The organism is Acidomonas methanolica, from assembly GCF_004346035.1.
Classification (GTDB): Bacteria; Pseudomonadota; Alphaproteobacteria; order Acetobacterales; family Acetobacteraceae; genus Acidomonas; species Acidomonas methanolica.
This window is the reverse complement of record NZ_SLZN01000011.1, coordinates 15,801-41,461: the sequence shown is the minus strand read 5'-3', so window position 1 is coordinate 41,461 and position 25,661 is coordinate 15,801. Positions and strand designations below refer to the sequence as shown.

Below are 25,661 nucleotides of genomic sequence, written 5' to 3'. Positions count from 1 at the left end.
AGGTGCAAGCGCGTTGGGTGAAAGCGAATTTAGTGTCGTTTTGCGCCATGCTTCGTCATTCAGAGCAACATGATGAGCAAGGAGATCGCAGGGGAAGAGCGGCCCGATATCCAGGGGGATGTGCGGGGTGACGCGGCGGGCGCGCCGCGCTTGCTCTTCGTCGAGGATGACGACACGCTGGCCGCGGAGGTGGTCGAGGAACTGACCGCGCGGGGCTTCTCCGTCCGTCACGAGGGGACGGGGCAGGCGGCGCTGGAAGCGGCCATGCACGAGAATTTCGACGTCATGGTGCTGGACCGCATGTTGCCCGTGCTCGACGGTCTGGGCGTGATCGAGCGGCTGCGCGCGCAGAACATCAATGTGCCGGTTCTCGTTCTTTCCGCGCTCTCGGCGGTGGATGACAGGGTGAGCGGGCTGAAGGCGGGGGGCGACGACTATCTCACCAAGCCCTTCGCCATGGACGAGCTCGCCGCCCGGCTGGAAGCGCTGCTGCGCCGCCCGAACGACACGCGCGCGACCATGCTGCGCGTCGGGCCGCTGGAGATGGACCTGATCGACCGGATGGTGCGGCGGGACGGGCGCGAGATCGAATTGCTGCCGCGCGAATTCCGGCTGCTCGAATATCTGATGCGGCGGCCCGACCAGGTGTTGACGCGCACCATGCTGCTGGAAGATGTCTGGAATTATCGTTTCATCCCCCAGACCAATCTGGTGGATGTCCATATCGGCAAGTTGCGGCGCAAGATCGATCTGCCGGAGGAGGCTCCCTTGATCCACAGCATTCGCGGGGCGGGTTTTATGTTGCGTGTCCCGGACTGACCTTTTCCGCACGGCGACCTTTCGGCTCAGTCTGGCGGTGGCGGTGGCCATCATTGCCGGAATGGTGCTGCAATTCGCGCTGATCTTTGTGCAGCTCACCCATTTCGAGCGGCATCGCGCGGCGGAGGTGCTCACGCGCGCGGCGGGCGCGCTCAAGGCGGAGACGCCCGCCGAACTCGAATTCGACGTGCGGGAGCGCTCCAAGGCCGATCTGCGCGGCGTGCTGAGCGGCGCGGCGCTGTTCGATGCGCGTCGGGACTATATCGCCGGCGACATCAAGGAATGGCCTCAGGGCCTGGTTCCGGACGGCACGGTGCATCAGCTCCTGTTCCAGTCCGCCGGGGCGGATGCCTATGAGATGCGTTTTCTCGCCGTCCGCGTGCCGGGAGGCCGTTATCTCGTGCTGGCGCGTTCCCTGCATCTCCTGGGGGAATTGCGGTCGCTGACCCGCCGGGCCATGCTGATTTCCATCGTGCCGGTGGTCGTCTTCGCCCTCACCACTGGTGTGGTGCTCAGTCATCGCGCGCTGGCGCGGATCAAGAGGATGCACGAGGCGATCGACCGCATCATGGAAGGCGATCTGCACGAGCGGTTGCCGTGCCGGGGACGAAGCGACGATCTGGAGCGGCTCGCCGCCTCGGTGAACCGGATGCTGGACCGGCTGGAACATCTGCTGGACGAGATTCGCGACGTCGGCAACGATATCGCGCATGATCTCCGCACCCCGCTCTCCCGTGTGCGGGCGCGGCTGGAGCGCGCGGCGGCCCAGTCCCTCGACGCCGGACATCTGCGCGAGGTCATGGCGCAGGCGATGCAGGATCTGGACCAGTGCTTCGTCGTCATCACGGCGTTGCTGCGGATCGGCGAGATCGAGAACGGACGGCGGCGGGCCGGATTCGGACGGGTGGACATCGTGGCGCTGGTGGCCGATATCGTCGATCTCTACGAACCCATCGCCGAGGCGCGGGGACTCGAACTGGTCTCCGATTGTCCGTCCGGCGGCCTCGCGGTGACGGGAGATCGGGATCTGCTGATTGAGGTTCTGGCCAACCTCGTGGATAATGCGTTGAAATTCACGGGGGCCGGGGGGCGCGTCACGATCGCCGCAGGCTATGGCCCCCCGGAGAGGGATGGCGAGGAGCGTGATGTCCTGCTGAGCGTCGCCGATACCGGGATCGGAATCCCGCCCGCGGAAAGGGCGGCTGTGATGGGGCGGTTCTATCGCTCCGACAAGAGCCGTCACGTTCCGGGCAACGGGCTGGGCCTGAGTCTCGTCGGAGCCATTCTGCGTCTGCACGAGGCGCGGCTCTCCATAACGGCAATGTATGATCGGCAGGTCATGCCGGGGACGGTGTTCGAGATCGCCTTTTCGTCCTTGAAGGAGGGCGCGCCGGAACTCTCCGAAACGCCCGTCGCCGCCTCCCGGCCGGTGGCGCCCCCGATCATGGATCCGGTAACGGAATCGCTCGAAAACTGAAATTCCGTTGCTCTTTTTTTAAGGCAACGGAGATGGACAGCGGATGTCTCATCGCGCTTTGATCTGCGCGAGATGGAGAAAGGGATCGTAATGACTAATCGGACATGGAGCGGCGGGCGCGGGGGGCCGGCATGAATCAGGTCGTCGTCATTGCCCTCCGTCGCCCTTACACCTTCGTCGTTCTCTCCATCCTGATCCTGATCTTCGGTATCCGGGCAGCGATCACGACGCCGACCGACGTGTTTCCGAATATCAAGATTCCCGTCGTCGCGGTCGTCTGGACATATAGCGGGTTGATGCCGCTGGATATGTCCGGGCGCGTGGTCTATTATTACGAGCGTGCGCTGACCGCAACGGTCAACAATATCGAGCATATCGAATCCGGTTCGTATTACGGGCGCGGGATTGTGAAGGTGTTCTTCCAGCCGGGGACGAATACGTCGGTCGCCCAGACGCAGATCACCTCGGTCTCGCAGACGATCATCAAGCAGCTTCCCATCGGCGCGACGCCGCCGCTGATTCTGACCTATAACGCGTCCTCCGTGCCGGTGATGACGCTTCAGGTGCAGAACGCGTCGCTCAGCGGGTCTCGCCTCTACAATGTCGCGTCGAACTTCATCCGTCCGCAGCTCGTCTCCGTGGCGGGGGCCGCATTGCCGAACCCGTATGGCGGCCAGTCGAACTATGTCACGGTCGATATCGATCCCGCCAAGCTCATGGCGCACAACCTCTCCGCCGTCGACGTGGCGGACGCGCTCAACAAGCAGAATATCGTGCTGCCGGCGGGCGATCAGCGAATCGGTCCCTATGACTATATGGTCCGGACCAACGCCCAGCCGCGCGAGGTCGAGACATTCAACAACCTGCCGCTCAAGCAGGTCGGCAACGCGGTCGTCTATCTGAGGGACGTCGCTCACGTGCATTACGGCGGCGCGCCGCAGGCCAACGCCGTCCTCGTCGGCGGCCGGCAGGCGATCATGATGGTGGTCATGAAGACGGGCGACGCCTCCACTCTCTCCGTGGTCGCGGGGATCAAGGCGCTGCTTCCCCAGATCCAGCCGACTTTGCCCAGCGGCACGACCGTCAAGATCCTGACCGACGCCTCGGGTTTCGTGAAGGATTCCGTGCGCGACGTCGTGCGGGAAATGGTGATCGCGGCCTTGCTCACCAGCCTGGCGGTGCTGCTCTTCCTCGGTTCCTGGCGCTCCACCCTGATCGTGGCGACCTCGATCCCTCTGGCGATCCTGTGTTCCGTGGCGGGATTGCAGATCGCCGGGCAGTCGATCAACGTGATGACGCTCGGCGGCCTGGCGCTCGCCGTCGGCATCCTCGTCGACGACGCGACCGTCATGATCGAGAACATCGACACCCATCTGGAGATGGGCAAGGAACTCGAACTCGCCATCATCGACGCGGCCAACCAGATCGTCATCCCGACCTTCGTCTCGACGACGTGCATCTGCATCGTCTGGATGCCGCTCTTCGAGCTGACCGGCGTCGCGGGCTGGCTGTTCATGCCGATGGCGGAGGCGATCATCTTCGCCATGGTCGCCTCGTTCATCCTGTCGCGGACCCTCGTGCCGACCATGGCGAACTTCATGCTCGCGGCGCAGGTGGCGGAGCATCGCAATCCGGAGGCGCATCATCGCGCGCCCGGGCCGTTCAAGCGCTTCCAGCAAGGGTTCGAGCGGCGTTTCACGGCGTTCCGCACCAGCTATTACGAGCTTCTGGTCAGACTGGTGGCCATTCGCGGACGGTTCGTGCTCGGATTTCTTGTCTGCGCGGTGCTGTCGCTGGGGCTTTACCTGGTGGTGGGGCAGGAGTTCTTTCCCGAGATACGGTCCGGTTCCCTGCAATTGCACATGCGCGCGCCGATCGGCACGCGGCTGGGAGAATCCGGCAAGATTTCCACTCTGATGGAGAAGAGGATTCGCGGGTATCTGGGCGACAATGTCGAGACCGTGCTGAACAATTGCGGCCTGCCCTTCTCGCAGATGAATCAGGCCTTCATCCCCAGCCCGACGGTGGGGACGGAGGATTGCGACATCACCGTCTCGCTGAAGAATGACGCGAGTCCGACGGCGGAGTATCGCCGCGCCTTGCGGCGGATTCTGACCGACGCCTTCCCCGGCACGCAGGTCACGTTCCAGCCCGCCGATCTCACGGCGAAGATTCTGAATTTCGGCCTGCCTTCGCCGATCGACGTGCAGGTGATCGGGCGGGATCTTTACGGGAACTACGCCTTCGCCACCAGGCTGGCCCAGAAGCTGCGCCATATCCCCGGACTCACGGATGTCAGCGTGCAGGAGCCGATGACGATGCCCACCATCAGCATCACGACGCATCGCTCCTTCGCGCTGGGAACCGGCATCACGGAGCAGAACGTGGCGCGGAACGCCCTGACGGTTCTCTCGGGAAGTTCGCAGGTCGGTATCGTGTATTATCTCAGCAAGCAGGGCACGTCGCAGTTGATCGACGTGCAGACGCCCGCTTATAACCTCCAGACCCTCAACGATCTGAAGACGATCCCGATCGACCGGGGGGACGGCAATCCGCAGAATATGCAGCCCCAGCTTCTGGCGGCGCTGTCGAATATCACATTCACCGGCACGCCGGCGGAAGTGGCTCATTACAACATCCTGCCGGTTTTCGATATCTACGGCTCGAACGAGAATCTTGATCTGGGGCAGGTGTCGCGGGATGTGCGGAAGGTGATGGATTCGATGCGGAAGGAGTTGCCGCACGGCTCGCGGCTGACCCTGCGTGGGCAGGCGACGACGATGACGAGCGCCTATACGCAGCTCATCATCGGCCTCGTCATGTCGATCGTGCTCGTCTATCTCATCATCGTCGTGAACTTCCAGTCATGGCTCGATCCGTTCGTCATCATCACCGCGCTGCCGGGAGCGCTGGCGGGGATCGCATGGGCGCTGTTCCTGACCCATACGCCGCTCTCCGTCCCGGCGCTGACGGGGGCGATCATGTGCATGGGCACGGCGACGGCCAACGCCATCCTGGTCGTCTCCTTCGCGCGCGAACGGATGGACGTGCATGCCGACGCCCTGAAAGCCGCGGTCGAGGCGGGTTATGAGCGGATTCGCCCTGTCCTGATGACGGCGCTCGCCATGATCATCGGCATGGTGCCCATGTCGATCAGCAATTCGGAGAACGCGCCGCTGGGCAAGGCGGTGATCGGGGGGCTTCTCGTCGCGACCGTCGCCACGCTGCTCTTCGTGCCGTGCGTGTTCGCCATCGTTCATCACAGGAAATCAGGTTCAGGCCATCCGCCGCGCGGCTCGGCCCTTGAGGAAGGAGCGCGGGCATGAGCCAGGGCAATGCGGGGCAGAGTCTCTCTCTGCCGGATCGACCCTCCAGCAGTCGCGGGCGGCTGTTGGTGCTGCTCCTGATCGCGATCGCGGTGATCCTGGCGATCTGGGGTATCGTCGAGCGGGTGGCGCATCGGCATCATCTGGCCATGGATGCCGAGGATTGGGCGCGGCCGCGCGTGACGCTGATCTCGCCGCAAGCCGGTCCCGCGAAGCGGGAGTTCGACCTGCCCGCCAATCTCGCGGCCTGGTACCAGGCGCCGATCTACGCGCAGGTCTCCGGTTACGTGAAGATGTGGTACACGGATTACGGTGCCCATGTGAAGAAGGGCGATCTGCTCGCCGAGATCAATACGCCGAGTCTCGACGCCCTGTACCAGGCGTCGAAGGCGAATTACAACGTCGTGCTGGCGCGATACAAGCTCGCCGTCATCACCGCCAATCGCTGGGCCGCGCTGAGGGGGACTCAGGCGGTCTCGCGTCAGGACGTGGACGTCCAGGCCGCCAACGCCGCCGCGCAGAAGGCGCAGCTCGAACAGGCCGAGCATGAGGTGGACCGCTACGAGGCTCTGGAGAACTTCAAGAAGATCGTGGCCCCCTTTGACGGCGTCGTGACCTCGCGCATGGTGAATGTCGGCGATTACGTGAGCGCGGGCGGCGGCGATCTGAGTGCGCGCGGCAGCGTCTCGGAGCTTTTCACCGTTGCCGACATGCATGCGCTGCGTGTCTTCGTCTCCGTTCCGCAGGACTATGCGGCGGTGATTTCCAACAAGCTGGCGGCGAAGCTGACCGTGCCGCAATATCCGGACCGCGAATACACGGCGCATTATCTGACGACGGCGCAGGCGTTCAATGCCGCGACGCGTACGGTGACGACGGAGTTGACGGTGGCGAATCCGGATGCGTCGCTTTGGCCGGATTCCTACGCGACTGCGCATTTCACCGCTCCCGGCGATCCGAACGTGTTGATCGTGCCGCTCAACTCGCTGATCTTCCGCGCGCAGGGCACGCAGCTCGCGAAGGTCGTGGACAACCGGGTGCATCTGATCGACGTCACGGTCGGCATCAATTACGGCCTGACGATCCAGATTCTCAAGGGGCTGAAGGCGGAAGACCAGATCGTCGCCAACCCGCCGGCCGATCTGCTGGAGGGCGACGAGGTCAAGGTGGTCTCGGTCACGCGCGGCTACAACGATGCGCTGATGGCGCCGAAGAAGAATCGGCCGGCATCGCATGACGCCACGCCCGAAGACAGCTCTCCCGCTCCCGAGATGGGGGCCAAGCAGTGACGTGTGGCGTGCGGCGTCGCGTGGTGAGGCAGGCGAGGAAATGGCGGGTCGGTCTGGCGCTGGGAGCGATGGGGTGCCTTGCCGCGTGCGACCTCGCGCCGGCCTATCAGGAACCGAAATATCTCTATCCCGATGGCTGGAAAGGTCATGGCGTTCTGGTGGACGGCCACCCGGCGGACGCCGCGCCGCGCCGCGACTGGTGGACGTCGTTCCGCGATCCGGAGCTGAACGCGCTCGAAGGGCGGATGCTGGCGCGCAATCCTACTCTTCAGGCGGCGGCGGAAATCTTCACCCAGTCGCGTGACATCGCGCGCGAGACGGAGGCGCAGCTTTATCCGCAACTTTCCGCCATGGGCGCGATGAGCAACAATCAGGCGTCCAAAACGCGACTGTGGCGACCGTCCGGCTCTACCTCGCCCCTTTATGAATCGAGCGTGTATTACAGCGGCGCGGCGACCTGGGAGCCGGACTTCTGGGATCACATCCGCAACACCTCGCATATGCAGAAAAATCTCGCCCAGGCGGAGGCGGCGTCCTATGCGCTGACCCGGCTCGAACTGGAGGCGGAACTCGCGTCGGACTATATCGGCCTGCGCGGGCTGGATGCGCAGTTGGCCGTTTATGACGATTCCGTGCGGTATTTCCGGGCGGCCGTGCAGATCACCCAGCTTCGGCAGTTCGGAGCGATCGGGGCGGGGATGGACGTCTCCCGCGCGCAAGACGAGTTGTTCGCGACCATGGCCGCGCGCAGCAACACGCAGGCGCAGCGCGAAGTGATGGAACATGCGATCGCCACGCTGGTGAACGCCACGCCGGTCAGCCTCGACCTTCCCCGGAGCCACAGCCAGACGCTCGGCTTTGCCGACATTGTGTTCGGGGCGGGCATTCCGTCGGGCCTGTTGCAGCGGCGGCCGGACGTGGCGGAGGCGGAGCGGCGCATGGCGGCGTCGAGCCGGGCGATCGGCGTCGCCCGCGCGGCGTTCTATCCGAATGTGACGTTCTCGGCTACGGGCGGGTTCATGAACAATGGCTTCGACCTCGCCAATCTGGCCAACTCCATGTGGAGCTATGCCGTGCAGGCGGTCGAGCCGGCTTTCACCGGCGGGTTGCGGCGCGCGGCGCTGCAACGGGCGTGGTCCCAGTATCGCGAGGCGGCGGACAGCTATCGCGCGACGGTGCTGGGCGCCTTCCAGGATGTGGAGGACGGGCTGAGCCAGACCCGTCGCTTCCGCGAACAGCAGGAGCAGCAGGCCCAGGCGGTGGCTGCGGCGCTGCGCACGCAGAAGATGGTGATGGCGCTCTATACGGGCGGGCTGACGAATTATCTCGATGTGGTGGTCGCCCAGCAGGCGGCGCTGACGGCCAGGATCGGCGAGGTTCAGGCCGAAACCATCCAGCTTCAGGCCACGGTGCGGCTCGCGCGCGCGCTCGGCGGGGGGTGGAACCGGAACGAGCTGCCGCCCGTCAGCAAGATCGACCCGATTCATCCCCTGCAATATCAGGGATTGCATTGGCCCACTCCGGCGGGGGGCGTCACGAATTTCGGCGCGCCCGCCGATGCGAATCTCGGGGATGTCGGCGCGACTCGGGGGCCGGCGACGAAGTAGGGGTGTGATTCGCATCCCGGGTCTTGCCTGGACATCACTTTTTTCAAGGTCGGGATGTTCGAGGGGCGATGGGCCGTCGACGGTTTCGAGCCGGAACACTTGACAGCTCCCCCTTCGGGGCGGTAAGGGGCCGCCTCTCAATTCGGAACGCGGGAGAGAAGGCGCGGCGTGTCTGTCGCGCCTTTTCGCTGGAACCGCGGTTCGGGCAACCATGAGGAGACCCGGATATGGCCAAGAAAGTCGTTGGCTACATCAAGTTGCAGATTCCGGCGGGCAAGGCGAATCCGTCGCCGCCGGTCGGCCCGGCGCTCGGCCAGCGCGGCCTGAACATCATGCAGTTCTGCAAGGAGTTCAACGCCAAGACGCAGACGCTCGAGCCGGGGATGCCGATTCCGGTCGTCATCACCGCCTATGCGGACCGCACGTTCAGCTTCATCACCAAGACTCCGCCGAACACCTATTTCCTCCTGAAGGCCGCCAAGATTTCCAAGGGCAGCCAGACGGTCGGCAAGTCGGCGGCGGTCGGCAAGGTGACGCTGGCCCAGCTCCGCGAGATCGCCGAGGAGAAGGCCAAGGACATGAACGCCAACGATCTGGACGCGGCGGTGCGCATGCTCGCCGGTTCCGCCAAGTCGATGGGCATCGCGGTGGTGGAGGGCTGAGTCGATGGCCAAGAACAAGCGCATGATCGCGGCCCGGGCTGCGGTCGATCACGCCAAATCCTACAGCCTCGCCGAGGCGGTGGCGCTGGTGAAGACCAACGCCAAGGCGAAGTTCGACGAGACGGTCGAGCTGTCGCTGAATCTCGGCATCGACCCGCGTCATGCCGACCAGATGGTGCGCGGCCTGATCTCCCTGCCGAACGGCACGGGCAAGACCCTGCGCGTCGGCGTGTTCGCCCGCGGCCCGAAGGCCGAGGAAGCGAAGGCGGCGGGCGCCGAGGTCGTCGGTGCCGAGGATCTGGCCGAGCAGATCCAGAACGGCACGATCGAGTTCGACCGCTGCATCGCCACGCCGGACATGATGGGTCTGGTCGGACGCCTCGGCAAGATTCTCGGCCCGCGCGGCCTGATGCCGAATCCCCGGCTGGGCACGGTGACGATGGACGTCAAGGGCGCCGTCCTGGCCGCCAAGTCCGGCCAGGTCGAATACCGCGCCGAGAAGGCGGGCATCATCCATGCCGGAATCGGCAAGGCTTCCTTCGATGCGGCCAAGCTGGAAGAGAACATCAAGGCGCTGGTCGATGCCGTGCAGAAGGCGCGTCCCACGGGCGCCAAGGGCACCTATCTGAAGAAGGCCGCGTTGTCGTCCACGATGGGGCCGGGTGTCCGTCTCGACGTGGCCACGCTGGGCGCGTGAGTTCGAGGCGGCTCCGGGATCGTCCGGAACCGCCGGTGAGATGACGCCCTATTCCGGGGCTATCCTCGGGATAGGGCGGCGCAGGGGCGGGTTTTCCCGTTCCCGAACCTGTCCGAGACCGCTCGTGACGCCTTGCGGGGCGTCCTAAAGGGCCGAAAGGCCGCGCGCGTGAGACGGGGCGCCAGGGTTTCGGCGGGCTTCTTCGCCCGTCGTCGCGCTGGGTTCCGACACGAGGACAGGCGAGCGGTGTCCGCCTCCGCAACGGGGGCGGCGCCATGGGTAATCCAATTGCGGGGATGTTTTCATCCCTGCGGTTGACGAGGAGTATGGGATTTGGACCGTACGGAAAAGCGGGCCTTCGTCGAGTTCCTCGCCAATGTGTTCGGCAGCACGTCGATGGTGGTCGTCACCCATAACAAGGGTCTGACGGTCGCCGAAGTGACGGAGTTGCGTCGACGCGTTCGTGCGGCGGGAGCAACGTACAAGGTCGCGAAGAACCGGCTGGCCCTCCGCGCTCTGGATGGAACCCAATTCGACGGCATCGTGCCGCTGCTGAAGGGGCCGACCGCGCTTGCGTGGGCGGATGACCCGGTGGCCGTGGCGAAGACGATCGTCGAGTTCGCCAAGACGAATGACAAGCTGGTGGTGCTGGGCGGCGCCCTGGGCAAGCAGACGCTGAATGCGGATGGTGTCCGGGCGCTCGCCGAGCTGCCGTCGCTGGATGAACTGCGTGCGAGGTTGGTGGGCATGATCAGCACGCCCGCCACGCGCATCGCGGGCGTCATCCAGGCGCCGGCCGGCCAGCTTGCGCGCGTCTTCGGCGCCTATGCCAAGAGTGGCGAAGCCGCCTGAATCGCATTGGGGCCGGGCGGCGTGAGGCCGCCGGCCTTGTTTGTCAGAAACCAGTGTACATATAGGGACCATCAAAATGGCCGATCTGAACAAGATTGTTGACGAGCTTTCGGCTCTGACCGTTCTCGAGGCAGCCGAGCTGTCGAAGCTCCTCGAAGAGAAGTGGGGCGTGTCTGCCGCGGCTCCGGTCGCGGTGGCGGCGGCTCCTGCCGGCGGCGGCGCGGCGGCGGCTCCGGCTGAGGAGCAGACCGAGTTCACCGTCATCCTCGCGGATGCCGGCGACAAGAAGATCAACGTCATCAAGGAAGTCCGCGCCATCACGGGCCTGGGCCTGAAGGAAGCCAAGGACCTCGTCGAGGGTGCGCCGAAGACCGTCAAGGACGGCGTCAGCAAGGACGAGGCCGCCAAGATCAAGAAGCAGCTTGAAGAAGCCGGCGCGAAGGTCGAGGTCAAGTAAGGATCTCACGGGGCGGAACGGGCATCCCGCTTCGCCTCGCAGGATCAAGGCGGATCGGGGCGGGAATCGGAGTCGATTCCCGCCCGATTTGCCGTTGCGGGAGATTGGTCTATGATGGCCGATCGCTGAAACCGCAAAGAACATAACGTCGGGTTGGGCCGGTCGTTCCGGTCGGCCGGTGGCGTCCCTTGCGGGCGCTTTTCCGGCCGACCTGAAGGTCTGGTGCGAAGGGGCAGGGAAGAGATGAACGCGATCACCAAATCGTTCACGGGGCGGAAGCGTATTCGCAAGAGCTTCGGGCGCATCCCCGAAGTGGCGCCGATGCCGAACCTGATCGATGTGCAGCGTGCGAGTTACGAAACCTTTCTGCAGATGAACGTGCCGGCGGACAGCCGCCAGCAGACGGGGCTTCAGGAAGTCTTCAAATCCGTTTTCCCGATCAACGATTTCGCGGGGCGCGGCCGTCTCGAATTCGTCTCCTACGAACTCGAGGAGCCGAAATATGACGTCGAGGAATGCATCCAGCGCGGCCTGACCTTCGCCGCCCCGCTCAAGGTCATCCTGCGTCTGATCGTCTGGGACGTGGACGAGGATACCGGCTCGCGCTCGATCCGCGACATCAAGGAGCAGCCGGTCTATATGGGCGACATGCCGCTCATGACCGATAACGGCACCTTCATCATCAACGGCACCGAGCGCGTCATCGTCTCCCAGATGCATCGCTCGCCCGGCGTGTTCTTCGACCACGACAAGGGCAAGACCCATTCCTCGGGCAAGTATCTCTTCGCCGCCCGCGTCATTCCCTATCGCGGTTCCTGGCTGGATTTCGAGTTCGACGCCAAGGATCTGATCTACGTCCGTATCGATCGCAAGCGCAAGCTGCCGGTGACGACGCTGCTGTACGCGCTGGAGGGCGAGAACTCCATCGCGGCGCGCGCCGCCAAGGCAGCCGCCGGGGGCGATGTCGAATCCCTTCCCATCCGCGGCATGGATCAGGACGAGATCCTGGCCTATTTCTATGGCACCGTTCCCTTCACGCAGACGTCGAAGGGCTGGGCGCGCCCGTTCGATCCCGATGCGTTCCGCGGCCAGAAACTGCTGGAGCCGCTCTTCGACGCCGAGACGGGCGAGGTGGTCGCCGAGGCCGATGCGAAGCTGACGGCGCGCGCCTGCCGCAAGATCGCGGAGAAGACGAAGGACGTGCTGGTGGGCCGCGCCGATCTGCTCGGCCGTTTCATCGCGAACGATCTCGTCAATCCCGCGACCGGCGAGATTTATGCCGAGGCCGGCGAGGAACTGACCGAGGCGCGCCTCGTGGCGCTGGAAGAGTCCGGGATCACGGAACTGCCGATGCTGGCGGTCGATCCGGCGCATGGCCCGTGGATACGCAACACCCTCGCGGTGGACAAGAACGTGTCGCGCGACGACGCGCTCGTGGACATCTACCGCATCATGCGCCCCGGCGAGCCGCCGACCCCGGAGACGGCCGAGGCGATGTTCCAGGGCCTGTTCTTCGATCACGACCGCTACGATCTCTCCGCCGTCGGGCGCGTGAAGATGAACATGCGTCTCGAAGTCGACGTGCCGGACACGATGCGCGTGCTGCGCAAGGAAGACATCCTGCGCACCGTGAAGATCATGTGCGAGCTGAAGGACGGGCGCGGGCAGATCGACGACATCGACAATCTCGGCAATCGCCGCGTGCGCTCGGTCGGCGAGTTGATGGAGAACCAGTATCGCGTCGGCCTGCTCCGCATGGAGCGCGCCATCCGCGAGCGCATGGGCTCGGTGGATATCGACACGGTCATGCCGCATGACCTCATCAACGCGAAGCCGGCTGCGGCGGCGGTGCGCGAGTTCTTCGGCTCGTCGCAGCTCTCGCAGTTCATGGACCAGACCAACCCGCTCTCGGAAGTGACGCACAAGCGCCGTCTCTCCGCGCTCGGTCCGGGCGGTCTGACGCGCGAGCGCGCGGGCTTCGAGGTCCGCGACGTGCATCCGACGCATTACGGCCGCATCTGCCCGATCGAGACGCCGGAAGGGCCGAATATCGGCCTCATCAATTCGCTCTCGACCTATGCCAAGGTGAACAAATACGGCTTCATCGAGACGCCGTATCGCCTGGTGCAGGACGGCGTGTTGCAGGACGGCTGGAAATATCTTTCCGCCATGGAGGAGGAGAAGCTGGTCGTCGCGCAGGCCGACGCGAAGCAGGACAAGGCGACGGGACGCCTGACGGACGAGCTGGTGTCGGTCCGCAGGTCCGGCGATTTCCGCCTCGTGCCGCCCGAGCAGGTCACGGCCTGCGACGTCTCGCCCAAGCAGCTCGTCTCCGTGGCCGCCGCGCTGATCCCGTTCCTTGAGAACGACGACGCGAACCGCGCGCTCATGGGCTCGAACATGCAGCGTCAGGCCGTGCCGCTGGTGCGCTCCGACGCGCCGCTGGTCGGCACGGGGATGGAAGCCGCCGTGGCGCATGATTCTGGCGCCACCATCGTCGCGCGCCGGGACGGCGTGATCGACCAGATCGACGGTGCCCGCATCGTCGTGCGGGCGACGGATTCCTCCGGTTCCACCCAGGGCGTGGACATCTACCGTCTGCGCAAATACATGCGCTCGAACCAGAGCACCTGCATCAACCAGCGTCCGCTGGTGCGCGTGGGCGACATGGTGCATGCGGGCGACATCATCGCCGACGGTCCGTCCACCGAACTGGGCGAGCTGGCGCTGGGCCGCAACGTGCTCGTGGCGTTCATGCCGTGGAACGGGTACAATTTCGAGGACTCGATCCTCATCTCCGAGCGCATCGCGCGCGATGACGTCTTCACCTCGATCCATATCGAAGAATTCGAGGTCATGGCCCGCGACACCAAGCTGGGCCAGGAGGAGATCACGCGCGACATTCCGAATGTCGGCGAGGAAGCCCTGCGCAATCTCGACGAGGCGGGTATCGTCTATGTCGGCGCGGAGGTGAATCCGGGTGATATTCTGGTCGGCAAGGTGACGCCGAAGGGCGAGAGCCCGATGACGCCGGAAGAGAAGCTGCTGCGCGCGATCTTTGGCGAAAAGGCCTCCGACGTGCGGGACACCTCGCTGAAGCTGCCTCCCGGCACGACGGGGACGATCGTCGACGTGCGCATCTTCTCCCGTCGCGGCGTGGACAAGGACGAGCGCGCGATGGCGATCGAGCGCGCCGAGATCGAGCGTCTGACGAAGGATCGCGACGACGAGCGCGCCATTCAGGAGCGCGGCTTCCTGAACCGCCTGCGGGAACGCCTGCTCAACCAGACGGCGGGCGCCGGCTTCAAGGGCATCCGTTCCGGCTTGGTGATCACGGATGAGGTGTTGTCCGAGCATCCGCGCGGCGCGTGGCGCAATATCGTCGTCGCCGACGATTCGGTGATGTCGGAGATCGAGACCATTCGCCGCGAATATGACGCGTCGGTGGCCCGCATTCAGGCGCGTTTCGAGAGCAAGGTCGAGAAGCTCCAGCGTGGCGACGAACTGCCGCCGGGCGTGATGAAGATGGTCAAGGTCTTCGTCGCGGTGAAGCGCAAGCTCCAGCCGGGCGACAAGATGGCCGGTCGTCACGGCAACAAGGGCGTCGTCTCCCGCGTCGTGCCCGTCGAGGACATGCCGTTCCTCGAGGATGGCACGCCGGTCGATCTCGTGCTGAACCCGCTGGGCGTGCCGTCGCGCATGAATGTCGGGCAAATTCTCGAAACCCATCTGGGCTGGGCCTGCGCGAAGCTGGGACAGGATATCGGGCGTCTGGCCGATCAGTATCAGCGCGACGGCGAGAAGAAGACCGAGCTGCTGGGGCGCCTCAAGGAGGTGTATGGCGACGAGGTTTACACCTTCGACATCGCGACCCTGCCGAACGAGCAACTGCTCGAATTGACGAACAACCTCCGCAAGGGCGTGCCGATCGCCACGCCGGTCTTCGACGGTGCGTCGATCCCGGATATCGAGGCGATGCTGGAAAAGGCCGGCGTGGACAAATCGGGCCAGTCGCAGCTCATCGACGGCCGCACGGGCGAGCCCTTCGAGCGGCGCACGACGGTCGGCTACATCTATATGCTGAAGCTGCACCATCTTGTGGACGACAAGATCCATGCACGCTCCATCGGCCCTTACTCGCTCGTCACCCAGCAGCCGCTGGGCGGCAAGGCGCAGTTCGGCGGCCAGCGCTTCGGCGAGATGGAGGTGTGGGCGCTCGAGGCGTATGGCGCGGCCTATACGTTGCAGGAGATGCTGACGGTGAAATCCGACGACGTGTCGGGCCGCACCAAGGTCTACGAGGCCATCGTCCGCGAGCAGGACGATTTCGAGTCGGGCATCCCCGAGAGCTTCAACGTTCTCATCAAGGAACTGAAGTCCCTCGGCCTCAATGTCGATCTGGAGCAGGGCGGCGCGTGACGCCTCCCTCCCGCTTTTTGTCCAGCCCCTTTTTCAAGGCGGGTGGGAGAGCGCAAGCCTCCCGCTCCTCTCACTGGAGTTTCGGCGCATGAACGAACTCATGAAGATCCTCGGGCAGGCCGGCCAGAGCCTGTCCTTCGACCAGATCAAGATCCAGCTGGCCTCGTCGGAGCAGATCCGCTCCTGGTCCTACGGCGAGATCAAGAAGCCTGAGACGATCAACTACCGCACGTTCAAGCCGGAGCGGGACGGGCTGTTCTGCGCCCGCATCTTCGGCCCGATCAAGGACTACGAGTGCCTGTGCGGCAAGTACAAGCGCATGAAGTTCCGCGGCATCGTCTGCGAGAAATGCGGCGTCGAGGTCACGCTGGCGAAGGTGCGTCGCGAGCGCATGGGTCATATCGAGCTTGCCTCGCCGGTCGCGCATATCTGGTTGCTGAAGTCTCTGCCCAGCCGCATCGGGCTGATGGTGGACATGACGCTGAAGGACCTGGAAAAGGTTCTGTATTTCGAGAGCTATGTGGTGCTGGAGCCCGGCACCTCGCCGCTCAAGCAGTTCTCGCTGCTGACCGAGGACCAGTATCTCGACGCCATGGACGAGTACGGGGATGACGGTCTCGAGGTCGGCATCGGCGCGGAAGCGATCAAGAAGATCCTGTCCCGCATCGATTGCGACGCCGAGAAGGTGCATCTGCGCCAGGAGCTGAAGGACGCGACCTCCGAGGCGAAGCGCAAGAAGCTCGTCAAGCGGTTGAAGCTGATCGAGGCCTTCTCCGAGAGCGGCTCCAAGCCGGAATGGATGATCCTTGACCTCGTGCCGGTGATCCCGCCCGAGCTGCGCCCGCTGGTGCCGCTCGACGGCGGCCGCTTCGCGACCTCGGATCTGAACGATCTCTACCGCCGCGTCATCAACCGCAACAACCGGCTCAAGCGTCTCATCGAATTGCGCGCGCCGGACATCATCGTGCGCAACGAGAAGCGCATGTTGCAGGAGGCGGTGGACGCGCTGTTCGATAACGGACGGCGCGGACGGGCGATCACGGGTGCCAACAAGCGCCCGCTGAAATCGCTCTCCGACATGCTGAAGGGCAAGCAGGGCCGGTTCCGGCAGAACCTGCTCGGCAAGCGCGTCGATTATTCGGGCCGCTCGGTCATCGTGGTCGGGCCGGAACTCAAGCTGCACCAGTGCGGCCTTCCGAAAAAGATGGCGCTCGAACTCTTCAAGCCGTTCATCTATTCGAAGCTGGAGAAATACGGTCACGCCACGACCATCAAGGCCGCCAAGCGGATGGTGGAGAAGGAGCGTCCGGAGGTCTGGGACATTCTCGAGGAGGTCATCCGCGAGCATCCCGTCCTGCTGAACCGCGCGCCCACGCTGCACCGTCTCGGCATCCAGGCGTTCGAGCCGGTGCTGATCGAGGGCAAGGCGATCCAGCTTCATCCGCTGGTCTGCACCGCCTTCAACGCGGATTTCGACGGCGACCAGATGGCCGTGCATGTTCCGCTGTCGCTTGAGGCGCAGTTGGAAGCGCGCGTGCTGATGATGTCCACCAACAACATCCTCAGCCCCGCGAACGGCAAGCCGATCATCGTGCCGTCGCAGGACATCGTGCTGGGGCTGTATTATCTCAGCCTCGAGGTGCCGGAATATAATGCGACGCCGGACAAGGCGGAGTATGACGCCGCCGGCCGTCCGGTGAAGGCGGGGCCGCCGGCCTTCACCTCGGTCGCCGAGATCGAGCTGGCGATGACCGCTGGGGTGCTGAAGCTGCATGACAAGATCCGTCTGCGGCGCGAGATGATCGCGGCGGACGGCTCGACGCAGCGCGAAACGGTGCTGACGACGCCCGGCCGCGCGCTGATCGCGCAGATCCTGCCGAAGAGCGCCGCGATCCCCTTCGCGCTGGTCAACAAGCAGTTGACGAAGAAGAACGTGTCGGACGTGATCGACGCGGTCTATCGTCACTGCGGCCAGAAGGAAGCAGTGATCTTCTGCGACCGTCTGATGGGTCTCGGCTTCCGCCACGCCGCGAAGGCGGGGATCTCCTTCGGCAAGGATGACATGATCATCCCCAAGGAGAAGAAGGAGCTGGTCGAGCGCACCCAGGCCGAGATCAAGGAATTCGAGCAGCAATATCAGGACGGTCTGATCACGGCGGGCGAGCGCTACAACAAGGTGGTCGACGCCTGGTCGCGCTGCACGGACGAGGTGCAGGCCGCGATGATGAAGGAGATCTCCCGGCAGGAGATCGGCAAGCCGACGAACTCGGTCTGGATGATGAGCCATTCCGGCGCCCGTGGGTCGCCGGCGCAGATGAAGCAGCTCGCCGGCATGCGCGGCCTGATGGCCAAGCCGTCGGGCGAGATCATCGAGCAGCCGATCATCGCCAACTTCAAGGAAGGCCTGTCGGTTCTCGACTACTTCACCTCGACGCATGGCGCGCGCAAGGGTCTGGCGGACACGGCGCTCAAGACGGCGAATTCAGGCTATCTGACCCGCCGTCTGGTGGACGTGGCGCAGGACTGCATCATCGTCGAGGAGGATTGCGACACCGAACGCGGTCTGACCGTGCGTGCGGTGATGGATGGCGGCGAGGTGGTGTCCTCCCTGTCCGAGCGCATTCTCGGCCGCACGCTGGCGGCGGATGTCCTGCATCCGGCCACGGGCGCGGTGCTGCATCCGCGCAACACGCTGGTCGAGGAGGCCGAGGCCGAGGCGATCGAGAAGGCGGGGGTGGAGAGCGTGCTCATCCGCTCCGTGCTCACCTGCGACAGCCGCGTGGGCGTCTGCGGGCATTGCTACGGGCGGGATCTGGCGCGCGGCACGCCGGTCAATATCGGCGAGGCGGTCGGCGTCATCGCGGCGCAGTCCATCGGCGAGCCGGGCACACAGCTGACGATGCGCACCTTCCATATCGGCGGCGCGGCGACCCGTGGCGCCGAGCAGTCGATGGTCGAGGCGTCGCGCGACGGGCAGGTCACGATCCGCAACCGCAACGTGGTGCAGAACTCGCAGGGCGTCCCCATCGTGATGTCGCGCAACTGCGAGATCCTGCTCACCGACGACAAGGGCACGGAGCGCGCGCGCTATCGCGTCCCTTACGGCGCGCGGCTGATGGTGACGGAAGGGCAGGCGGTCACGCGGGGCCTGAAGATGGCCGAGTGGGATCCGTACACCCTGCCGATCATCACCGAGCAGGCGGGCAAGGTCGAATATCTCGACCTCATCGATTCCATCACGCTCGTCGAGCGCATGGACGAGGTGACGGGCCTGACCTCGAAGGTCGTCGTGGACTACAAGCAGGGCGGCAAGGGCGTCGATCTGCGGCCGCGCCTCCAGTTGAAGGACGAGGCCGGCAACGTGGTCAAGCTCGCCAACGGCAATGAGGCGCGCTACTTCCTGGCGCCGGACTCGCTGCTCTCGATCGAGAACGGAGCGGTCGTCCATGCCGGCGACGTGCTGGCGCGCATTCCGCGCGAGGGCAGCAAGACGCGCGACATCACCGGCGGTCTGCCGCGCGTGGCGGAGCTGTTCGAGGCGCGTCGTCCGAAGGATCATGCCATCATCGCCGAGACGGACGGCCGGATCGAGATCGGCAAGGACTACAAGTCCAAGCGCTGCATCATCGTGAAGAACGACGAGACCGGCGAGGAGACGCAGTATCTGATCCCCAAGGGCAAGCATGTCTCGGTGCAGGAAGGCGACTTCGTGCAGAAGGGCGATCCGCTGGTCGACGGTCCGCGCGTGCCGCATGATATCCTGAAGGTCATGGGCGTCGAGGCGCTGTCCGATTATCTCGTGAACGAGATCCAGGACGTGTACCGTTTGCAGGGCGTGAAGATCAACGACAAGCATATCGAGGTGATCGTCCGTCAGATGCTGCAGAAGATGGAGGTGCTCGATCCGGGCGATACCACCTATCTGATCGGCGAGACGGTGGACCGCATCGAGTTCGAGACGGAGAACGCCAAGCGGCTCGCGGCGGACGAGCGTCCGGCGCTCGGCATGCCGGTGCTCCAGGGCATCACCAAGGCCTCGTTGCAGACGCAGTCCTTCATCTCGGCCGCCTCCTTCCAGGAGACGACCCGCGTGCTGACCGAGGCCGCCACGGCGGGCAAGATCGATACGCTGAACGGCCTGAAGGAGAACGTGATCGTCGGGCGTCTGATCCCGGCCGGCACGGGCTCGGTGATGAACAAGCTGCGCGCCGTGGCCGCTTCGCAGGACCGGCAGCGCGTCGCGCGGTCACGTCCGGAAGTGCCGTCGGATGTGAGCGACGCGGCGGAGTAAGGCGCGGCCCGCAGGATCGGGACGATTCGAGGAAGGGCGGGAGGCGACTCCCGCCCTTTTTCGCATCTGGCGGAACGGTTTCTGCGTCGAATCGTCGAATCGGCGAGTTCTGCTTGACTTGGGCAAAATCCCGCCGTAGGTTCCGCGCCCTCGGCTACCCCCGTCTTACAGGACGGTGCAGGCCGTTCGATAGACACCATGCGCGCATGTGGTGCCGCTCTCCCGTTCGGGACGATGCTTAGGCCATACGCGAATAAGACTGTCAGTGGCGGGCGATATCTGTCGCGCGCCGAATTCTGTTGAGGTGAGCGTCCGGGATTCCTGTCCCGGCGCTGTGGATGAGCAAGGATCGGGAAGGGCGTATGCCGACCATCAACCAGTTGATCGCCAAGGGCCGCGAGCCTGCCGCCAAGCGGAACAAGGTGCCGGCCCTGCAGGGCTGCCCGCAGAAGCGCGGCGTTTGCACGCGCGTCTATACGGTTACTCCGAAGAAGCCGAACTCGGCCCTCCGCAAGGTGGCGAAGGTGCGCCTGACCAACGGGCATGAGGTCGTGAGCTACATCCCCGGCGAGGGGCACAATCTCCAGGAGCACTCGGTGGTGCTGATCCGCGGCGGTCGTGTGAAGGACCTTCCCGGCGTGCGCTATCACATCCTGCGCGGCGTGCTCGACACGCAGGGGATCGCCAAGCGTCGTCAGCGCCGCTCGCTGTATGGCGCGAAGCGTCCGAAGTAAGAGGAATACAGGGTATGAGTCGCCGTCATCGCGCCGTGAAGCGCGAGATCCTTCCCGATCCGAAGTTCGGAGACATCGTCATCACGCGTTTCATGAACGCGCTGATGTTCGATGGCAAGAAATCCACTGCCGAAGGCATCGTCTATGGCGCGCTGGAGACGATGCGCCGTCGCGGCGGTGCGCAGGCTGACGAGGTCGCCATGTTCCATGCGGCCCTCGACAATGTGAAGCCCGCCATTGAGGTCCGGTCCCGCCGTGTCGGCGGCGCGACCTACCAGGTGCCGGTCGAGGTTCGCGTCGAGCGTCGTCAGGCCTTGGCGATCCGCTGGCTCATCGACGCCTCGCGCAAGCGCGGCGAGAGCACGATGCAGGAGCGTCTCTCGAACGAACTGCTGGACGCGATCAACAATCGCGGCACGGCCGTCAAGAAGCGCGAGGACACGCACCGCATGGCCGAGGCGAATAAAGCATTCAGCCACTATCGCTGGTGAGAAAAACCGGCTAGCGGGCTTCCCGGCGGGCGCGCCTGACGTGCCTCGGGTCTGCCGGCCGAAAGAAGTATGAGAAATCTTCCCCGCCGTCCGGCGGCGGATTCTGGAGAGAAACGATGGCAAAGGCTAAATTCGAGCGGACGAAGCCGCACTGCAATATCGGCACCATCGGTCACGTCGACCATGGCAAGACGTCGCTGACGGCCGCGATCACCAAGGTGCTGGCGAAGGCCGGCGGCGCGGAGTTCAAGGCGTATGACCAGATCGACGCGGCCCCGGAAGAGCGCGCGCGCGGCATCACGATCTCGACGGCCCATGTCGAATACGAGACCAAGAACCGCCACTACGCGCATGTCGACTGCCCCGGCCACGCCGACTACGTGAAGAACATGATCACGGGCGCGGCGCAGATGGACGGCGCGATCCTCGTCGTCTCCGCCGCTGACGGCCCGATGCCGCAGACGCGCGAGCACATCCTGCTCGCCCGTCAGGTCGGCGTGCCGGCCCTCGTCGTGTTCCTGAACAAGGTCGACATGGTCGACGATCCGGAACTGCTCGAGCTGGTCGAGATGGAAGTCCGCGAGCTTCTCTCGTCCTATCAGTTCCCCGGCGACGATATCCCCATCGTCAAGGGCTCGGCGCTCGTGACGCTGGAAGACGGCGACGGCACGATCGGCGAGGACCGCGTCCTCGAGCTGATGGAGGCGGTTGACACCTACATCCCGCAGCCGGAGCGCCCGATCGACCGTCCGTTCCTGATGCCGATCGAGGACGTGTTCTCGATCTCCGGTCGCGGCACTGTGGTGACGGGTCGTGTCGAGCGCGGCGTCGTCAAGGTTGGTGAGGAAGTCGAGATCGTCGGCCTGAAGGACACCGTCAAGACGACCGTCACCGGCGTCGAGATGTTCCGCAAGCTGCTCGATTCGGGAGAGGCCGGCGACAACATCGGCGCGCTGCTCCGCGGCACGAAGCGTGAGGACGTCGAGCGCGGCCAGGTTCTGGCCAAGCCCGGCTCGATCACGCCGCACAAGAAGTTCAAGGCCGAGGCTTATATCCTCACGAAGGAGGAGGGTGGCCGTCACACGCCGTTCTTCACCAACTACCGCCCGCAGTTCTACTTCCGCACGACCGACGTCACCGGCGTCGTCCAGTTGCCGGAAGGCACCGAGATGGTGATGCCGGGCGACAACGTTTCCATGGATGTCGAGCTGATCGCTCCGATCGCCATGGACGAAGGCCTGCGCTTCGCCATCCGCGAGGGTGGCCGCACGGTCGGCGCGGGTGTCGTGGCGTCGATCACCGCGTAAGGCACTGAATAAGTCCCGAACTGACGGGCCCCGGCTGGAGCGATCCGGCCGGGGCCGTCTTTCGGGGTCAAACAAGGATGGCAGGGTAAGACCCGAACCTTTTTGAGTTGGACGATTGGTAAGATGGACAACCAGAACATCCGCATTCGCCTGAAGGCGTATGATCACCGTGTGCTTGACAACAGCACCAAGGAGATCGTCAACACGGCGAAGCGTACGGGTGCGCGGGTTCGGGGTCCTATCCCGCTGCCGACGCATATTGAACGGTTCACCGTGAACCGCTCCCCGCATGTGGACAAGAAGAGCCGCGAACAGTTCGAGATTCGGACTCATCGCCGGCTGCTCGACATTGTCGAGCCGACACCGCAGACCGTGGACGCCCTCATGAAGCTCGACCTCGCCGCTGGCGTGGATGTCGAGATCAAACTGTAAGGTCCAGACGATGCGTACCGGATTGATCGCAAGAAAGCTGGGCATGACCCGGCTGTTCAAGGACGATGGCACCCATGTGCCCGTCACCGTGCTGCACTTCGACGATGTCGAGGTGGTGGATGCGCGCACAAAGGAGCGCGACGGCTACACGGCCGTCCAGCTCGGCATCGGCAAGGCCAAGATGAAGAATGTCACCAAGCCGATGCGTGGCCATTTCGCCGCCGCGAAGGTCGAGCCGAAGCAGCATCTCGCGGAATTCCGCGTGGCGGAAGACGCCCTGCTCGAGGCCGGCACCAAGCTGTCCGCTGCTCATTTCGTCGTCGGCCAGAAGGTCGATGTCACGGGCACCAGCAAGGGCAAGGGCTTCGCCGGCGTCATGAAGCGCTGGAACTTCCGCGGCCTTGAAGCCACGCACGGCGTGTCCATCTCCCACCGCTCGCACGGTTCGACCGGCCAGCGACAGGACCCCGGCAAGGTCTTCAAGGGCAAGAAGATGGCGGGGCATATGGGTGACGAGCGGATCACCACACTGAATCTGGAAATCGCCGCGGTGGATGCCGAGCGGAATCTGGTGATGGTGCGCGGGTCCATTCCGGGCGCGAAAAACGGCTTCGTGCTGATTCGCGATGCGATCAAGAAGGACCGTCACGCGGACGCGCCATATCCGGCGGCGACCGCGGCGGCCGCCGGTTGAGGACTGAGGGTGATGGAATACGAAATCAAGACCCTCGATAACGGCAGCGCCGGTTCGGTGACGCTACCCGAGGAGATTTTCGCGGTGGAGCCGCGCGCCGACATCATGGCGCGCGTCGTTCACTGGCAGCTGGCCAAGCGCCGCGCCGGAACCCACGCCGTCAAGGGCATGGGTCAGGTGTCGGGCACGACCAAGAAGCCTTACAAGCAGAAGGGCACGGGTTCGGCGCGCCAGGGCTCGCTCCGCGCGCCGCAGTTCCGCACCGGCGGCGTGGTTCACGGTCCGGTCGTGCGCGATCACGGCTACGACCTGCCCAAAAAGGTCCGCAGGCTCGGCCTGATCTCCGCCCTGTCCCAGAAGGCGAAGGCCGGCAAGCTGGTCGTGATCGAGACGGCGGCGGGCGTGTCCAGGACCCGCGACGCGGCGGCCAAGCTGCGCGCGCTGGGCTGGAGCTCGGCGCTGATCGTGGACGGGCAGGTCGATGTGGCGTTCGGCCGCGCGGTCCGCAACATCGCGAAGATCGACGTGCTGCCGACCATCGGCGCGAACGTCTACGACATTCTCAACCACGACGTCCTCGTGCTGACGCGCGCGGGCCTCGAAGGCCTCAAGGAGCGCCTGTCATGACGACGGAAAACGTGCTCGCGCGCCGCGTCAAGGCGGAGCGCATGTCGCGCGAGGAGATGTTCGACATCCTCCGCGCGCCGGTGATCACGGAGAAGGCGACGCTGCTCTCCGAGCGCAACCAGGTGGTCTTCAAGGTCGCGATCGACGCGGCCAAGCCCGAGATCAAGGTTGCGGTCGAGACGCTGTTCGGCGTCAAGGTCAAGGCCGTGAACACGCTGGTTCAGAAGGGCAAGAACAAGGTGGTCAAGGGCCGCCGCGGTCGCCGCTCTGACGTGAAGAAGGCGTATGTCCAGCTTGCCGAAGGTCAGTCCATCGACCTCACCGCCAAGCTGGCCTGACGCGGGATCGGAATACAATGGCACTCAAGCACTTTAATCCCACGACGCCGAGCACGCGCGGCACGGTGCTGATCGACCGGAGCGAGCTCCACAAGGGCAAGCCGGTCAAGGCGCTGACGGAAGGCAAGAACAAGACGGGCGGCCGGAACAATCACGGCCGTACGACGTCTCGTTTCCGTGGCGGCGGGCACAAGCAATCCTATCGCTACGTCGATTTCAAGCGCCGCAAGTTCGATGTCGGCGCCACGGTCGAGCGTCTGGAATATGACCCGAACCGCACGGCGTTCATCGCGCTCATCAAATATGATGACGGCGAGCTGGCCTATATTCTGGCGCCGCAGCGTCTCCAGGCCGGTGACCGCGTCATTGCGGGCGAGCGCGCCGACGTGAAGCCGGGCAACGCGATGCCGATGGGCAACATGCCGGTCGGCACGATCATCCACAACATCGAGCTGAAGCAGGGCGCGGGCGGGAAGCTGGCGCGTTCGGCGGGCACCTATGCCCAGCTCGTCGGCAAGGATGCGGGCTACGCGCAGATCAAGCTGCAATCCGGCGAGCTTCGCCTCGTGCGTGGCGAATGCATGGCGACGGTCGGCGCGGTCTCGAACCCCGACAACATGAACCAGCATTTCGGCAAGGCCGGGCGCAAGCGCTGGATGGGTCGCCGTCCGCATAACCGCGGTGTCGTCATGAACCCGGTCGATCATCCGCATGGCGGCGGCGAGGGCCGCACCTCGGGTGGCCGTCACCCGGTCACGCCGTGGGGCGTCCCGACCAAGGGCTACAAGACCCGCGTCAACAAGAAGACGGACAGCCTGATCATCCGTCGCCGCAAGAGCGGCAAGTAAGAGGGGGCAAAGAAGATGGCACGTTCCGTCTGGAAGGGCCCGTTCGTCGACGGGTATCTGTTCGGCAAGGCCGAGGCCGTGCGCGCCTCGGGGCGTAACGAGGTGATCAAGATCTGGTCGCGTCGTTCCACGATCCTGCCGCAGTTCGTCGGGCTGACGTTCGGCGTCTATAACGGTCACAAGTTCCTGCCGGTGCAGGTGACGGAGAACATGGTGGGTCACAAGTTCGGCGAATTCTCGCCGACGCGCACCTTCCATGGTCACGGCGCCGACAAGAAGTCGAAGCGAGGCTGA

The 25,661-nt window shown here is 64.7% G+C and carries 20 protein-coding genes; all 20 read left to right on the top strand.

Annotated elements, in window-relative coordinates; translation table 11 throughout:
• The first annotated feature begins 72 nt into the window (after positions 1 to 72).
• The 20 genes from EDC31_RS09810 (at position 73) to rpsS (ending at position 25,661) form a co-directional block, all read left to right on the top strand.
• A complete protein-coding gene (locus tag EDC31_RS09810) occupies positions 73 to 819 on the top strand; it encodes a response regulator transcription factor (protein WP_081797751.1) in 747 nt (248 codons plus the stop codon).
• On the top strand, positions 806 to 2,296 hold the full coding sequence (locus EDC31_RS09805) for a sensor histidine kinase (RefSeq protein ID WP_081797749.1): 1,491 nt from the start codon (positions 806 to 808) through the stop codon (positions 2,294 to 2,296). The genes EDC31_RS09810 and EDC31_RS09805 overlap by 14 nt, the downstream gene beginning before the upstream one ends.
• Before the next feature lie 131 nt (positions 2,297 to 2,427).
• The gene (locus EDC31_RS09800) at positions 2,428 to 5,622 is read left to right on the top strand and encodes an efflux RND transporter permease subunit (protein WP_132127018.1); all 3,195 of its coding nucleotides are present in this window, start codon (positions 2,428 to 2,430) and stop codon (positions 5,620 to 5,622) included.
• The gene (locus tag EDC31_RS09795; RefSeq protein ID WP_042059479.1) at positions 5,619 to 6,911 is read left to right on the top strand and encodes an efflux RND transporter periplasmic adaptor subunit; all 1,293 of its coding nucleotides are present in this window, start codon (positions 5,619 to 5,621) and stop codon (positions 6,909 to 6,911) included. Before EDC31_RS09800 ends, EDC31_RS09795 begins: the two co-directional genes overlap by 4 nt.
• A 68-nt stretch (positions 6,912 to 6,979) precedes the next feature.
• On the top strand, positions 6,980 to 8,518 hold the full coding sequence (locus EDC31_RS09790) for an efflux transporter outer membrane subunit (protein ID WP_042059477.1): 1,539 nt from the start codon (positions 6,980 to 6,982) through the stop codon (positions 8,516 to 8,518).
• 227 nt (positions 8,519 to 8,745) lie between these two features.
• Positions 8,746 to 9,180 (top strand): 50S ribosomal protein L11, encoded by a 435-nt coding sequence (rplK, locus tag EDC31_RS09785; protein ID WP_042059475.1) that lies wholly within the window; start codon positions 8,746 to 8,748, stop codon positions 9,178 to 9,180.
• Between the two features lie 4 nt (positions 9,181 to 9,184).
• Positions 9,185 to 9,877, top strand: coding sequence for a 50S ribosomal protein L1 (gene rplA, locus EDC31_RS09780; RefSeq protein ID WP_042059473.1), 693 nt, complete (start codon positions 9,185 to 9,187; stop codon positions 9,875 to 9,877).
• A 333-nt stretch (positions 9,878 to 10,210) separates the two neighbouring features.
• Entirely contained in the window at positions 10,211 to 10,729 is a 519-nt protein-coding gene (rplJ, locus tag EDC31_RS09775) for a 50S ribosomal protein L10 (RefSeq protein WP_042059471.1), read from the top strand.
• A gap of 76 nt (positions 10,730 to 10,805) precedes the next feature.
• On the top strand, positions 10,806 to 11,186 hold the full coding sequence (gene rplL, locus EDC31_RS09770) for a 50S ribosomal protein L7/L12 (protein WP_042059469.1): 381 nt from the start codon (positions 10,806 to 10,808) through the stop codon (positions 11,184 to 11,186).
• A gap of 243 nt (positions 11,187 to 11,429) precedes the next feature.
• Complete coding sequence (gene rpoB, locus EDC31_RS09765) at positions 11,430 to 15,605, top strand: DNA-directed RNA polymerase subunit beta (protein ID WP_042059468.1); 4,176 nt, start codon at positions 11,430 to 11,432, stop codon at positions 15,603 to 15,605.
• Between the two features lie 88 nt (positions 15,606 to 15,693).
• Entirely contained in the window at positions 15,694 to 19,896 is a 4,203-nt protein-coding gene (rpoC, locus tag EDC31_RS09760; protein ID WP_042059492.1) for a DNA-directed RNA polymerase subunit beta', read from the top strand.
• A 362-nt stretch (positions 19,897 to 20,258) separates the two neighbouring features.
• Positions 20,259 to 20,630: a 30S ribosomal protein S12 gene (rpsL, locus tag EDC31_RS09755; RefSeq protein WP_042059465.1), complete on the top strand. Its 372-nt coding sequence runs from the start codon at positions 20,259 to 20,261 to the stop codon at positions 20,628 to 20,630.
• Positions 20,631 to 20,644: 14 nt separating this feature from the next.
• On the top strand, positions 20,645 to 21,121 hold the full coding sequence (gene rpsG / locus EDC31_RS09750) for a 30S ribosomal protein S7 (protein ID WP_042059463.1): 477 nt from the start codon (positions 20,645 to 20,647) through the stop codon (positions 21,119 to 21,121).
• A gap of 116 nt (positions 21,122 to 21,237) precedes the next feature.
• Complete coding sequence (gene tuf, locus EDC31_RS09745) at positions 21,238 to 22,428, top strand: elongation factor Tu (RefSeq protein WP_042059460.1); 1,191 nt, start codon at positions 21,238 to 21,240, stop codon at positions 22,426 to 22,428.
• Between the two features lie 123 nt (positions 22,429 to 22,551).
• Positions 22,552 to 22,860: a 30S ribosomal protein S10 gene (gene rpsJ / locus EDC31_RS09740; RefSeq protein ID WP_007282720.1), complete on the top strand. Its 309-nt coding sequence runs from the start codon at positions 22,552 to 22,554 to the stop codon at positions 22,858 to 22,860.
• Positions 22,861 to 22,870: 10 nt separating this feature from the next.
• Positions 22,871 to 23,554: a 50S ribosomal protein L3 gene (gene rplC, locus EDC31_RS09735; protein WP_042059441.1), complete on the top strand. Its 684-nt coding sequence runs from the start codon at positions 22,871 to 22,873 to the stop codon at positions 23,552 to 23,554.
• Between the two features lie 12 nt (positions 23,555 to 23,566).
• Entirely contained in the window at positions 23,567 to 24,181 is a 615-nt protein-coding gene (gene rplD / locus EDC31_RS09730; RefSeq protein WP_042059440.1) for a 50S ribosomal protein L4, read from the top strand.
• Positions 24,182 to 24,222: 41 nt separating this feature from the next.
• Entirely contained in the window at positions 24,223 to 24,519 is a 297-nt protein-coding gene (locus EDC31_RS09725) for a 50S ribosomal protein L23 (protein ID WP_186820012.1), read from the top strand.
• Between the two features lie 17 nt (positions 24,520 to 24,536).
• Entirely contained in the window at positions 24,537 to 25,367 is an 831-nt protein-coding gene (gene rplB, locus EDC31_RS09720; RefSeq protein WP_042059437.1) for a 50S ribosomal protein L2, read from the top strand.
• Between the two features lie 15 nt (positions 25,368 to 25,382).
• Positions 25,383 to 25,661, top strand: a complete 279-nt coding sequence (gene rpsS, locus EDC31_RS09715) for a 30S ribosomal protein S19 (RefSeq protein WP_042059434.1) — start codon at positions 25,383 to 25,385, stop codon at positions 25,659 to 25,661.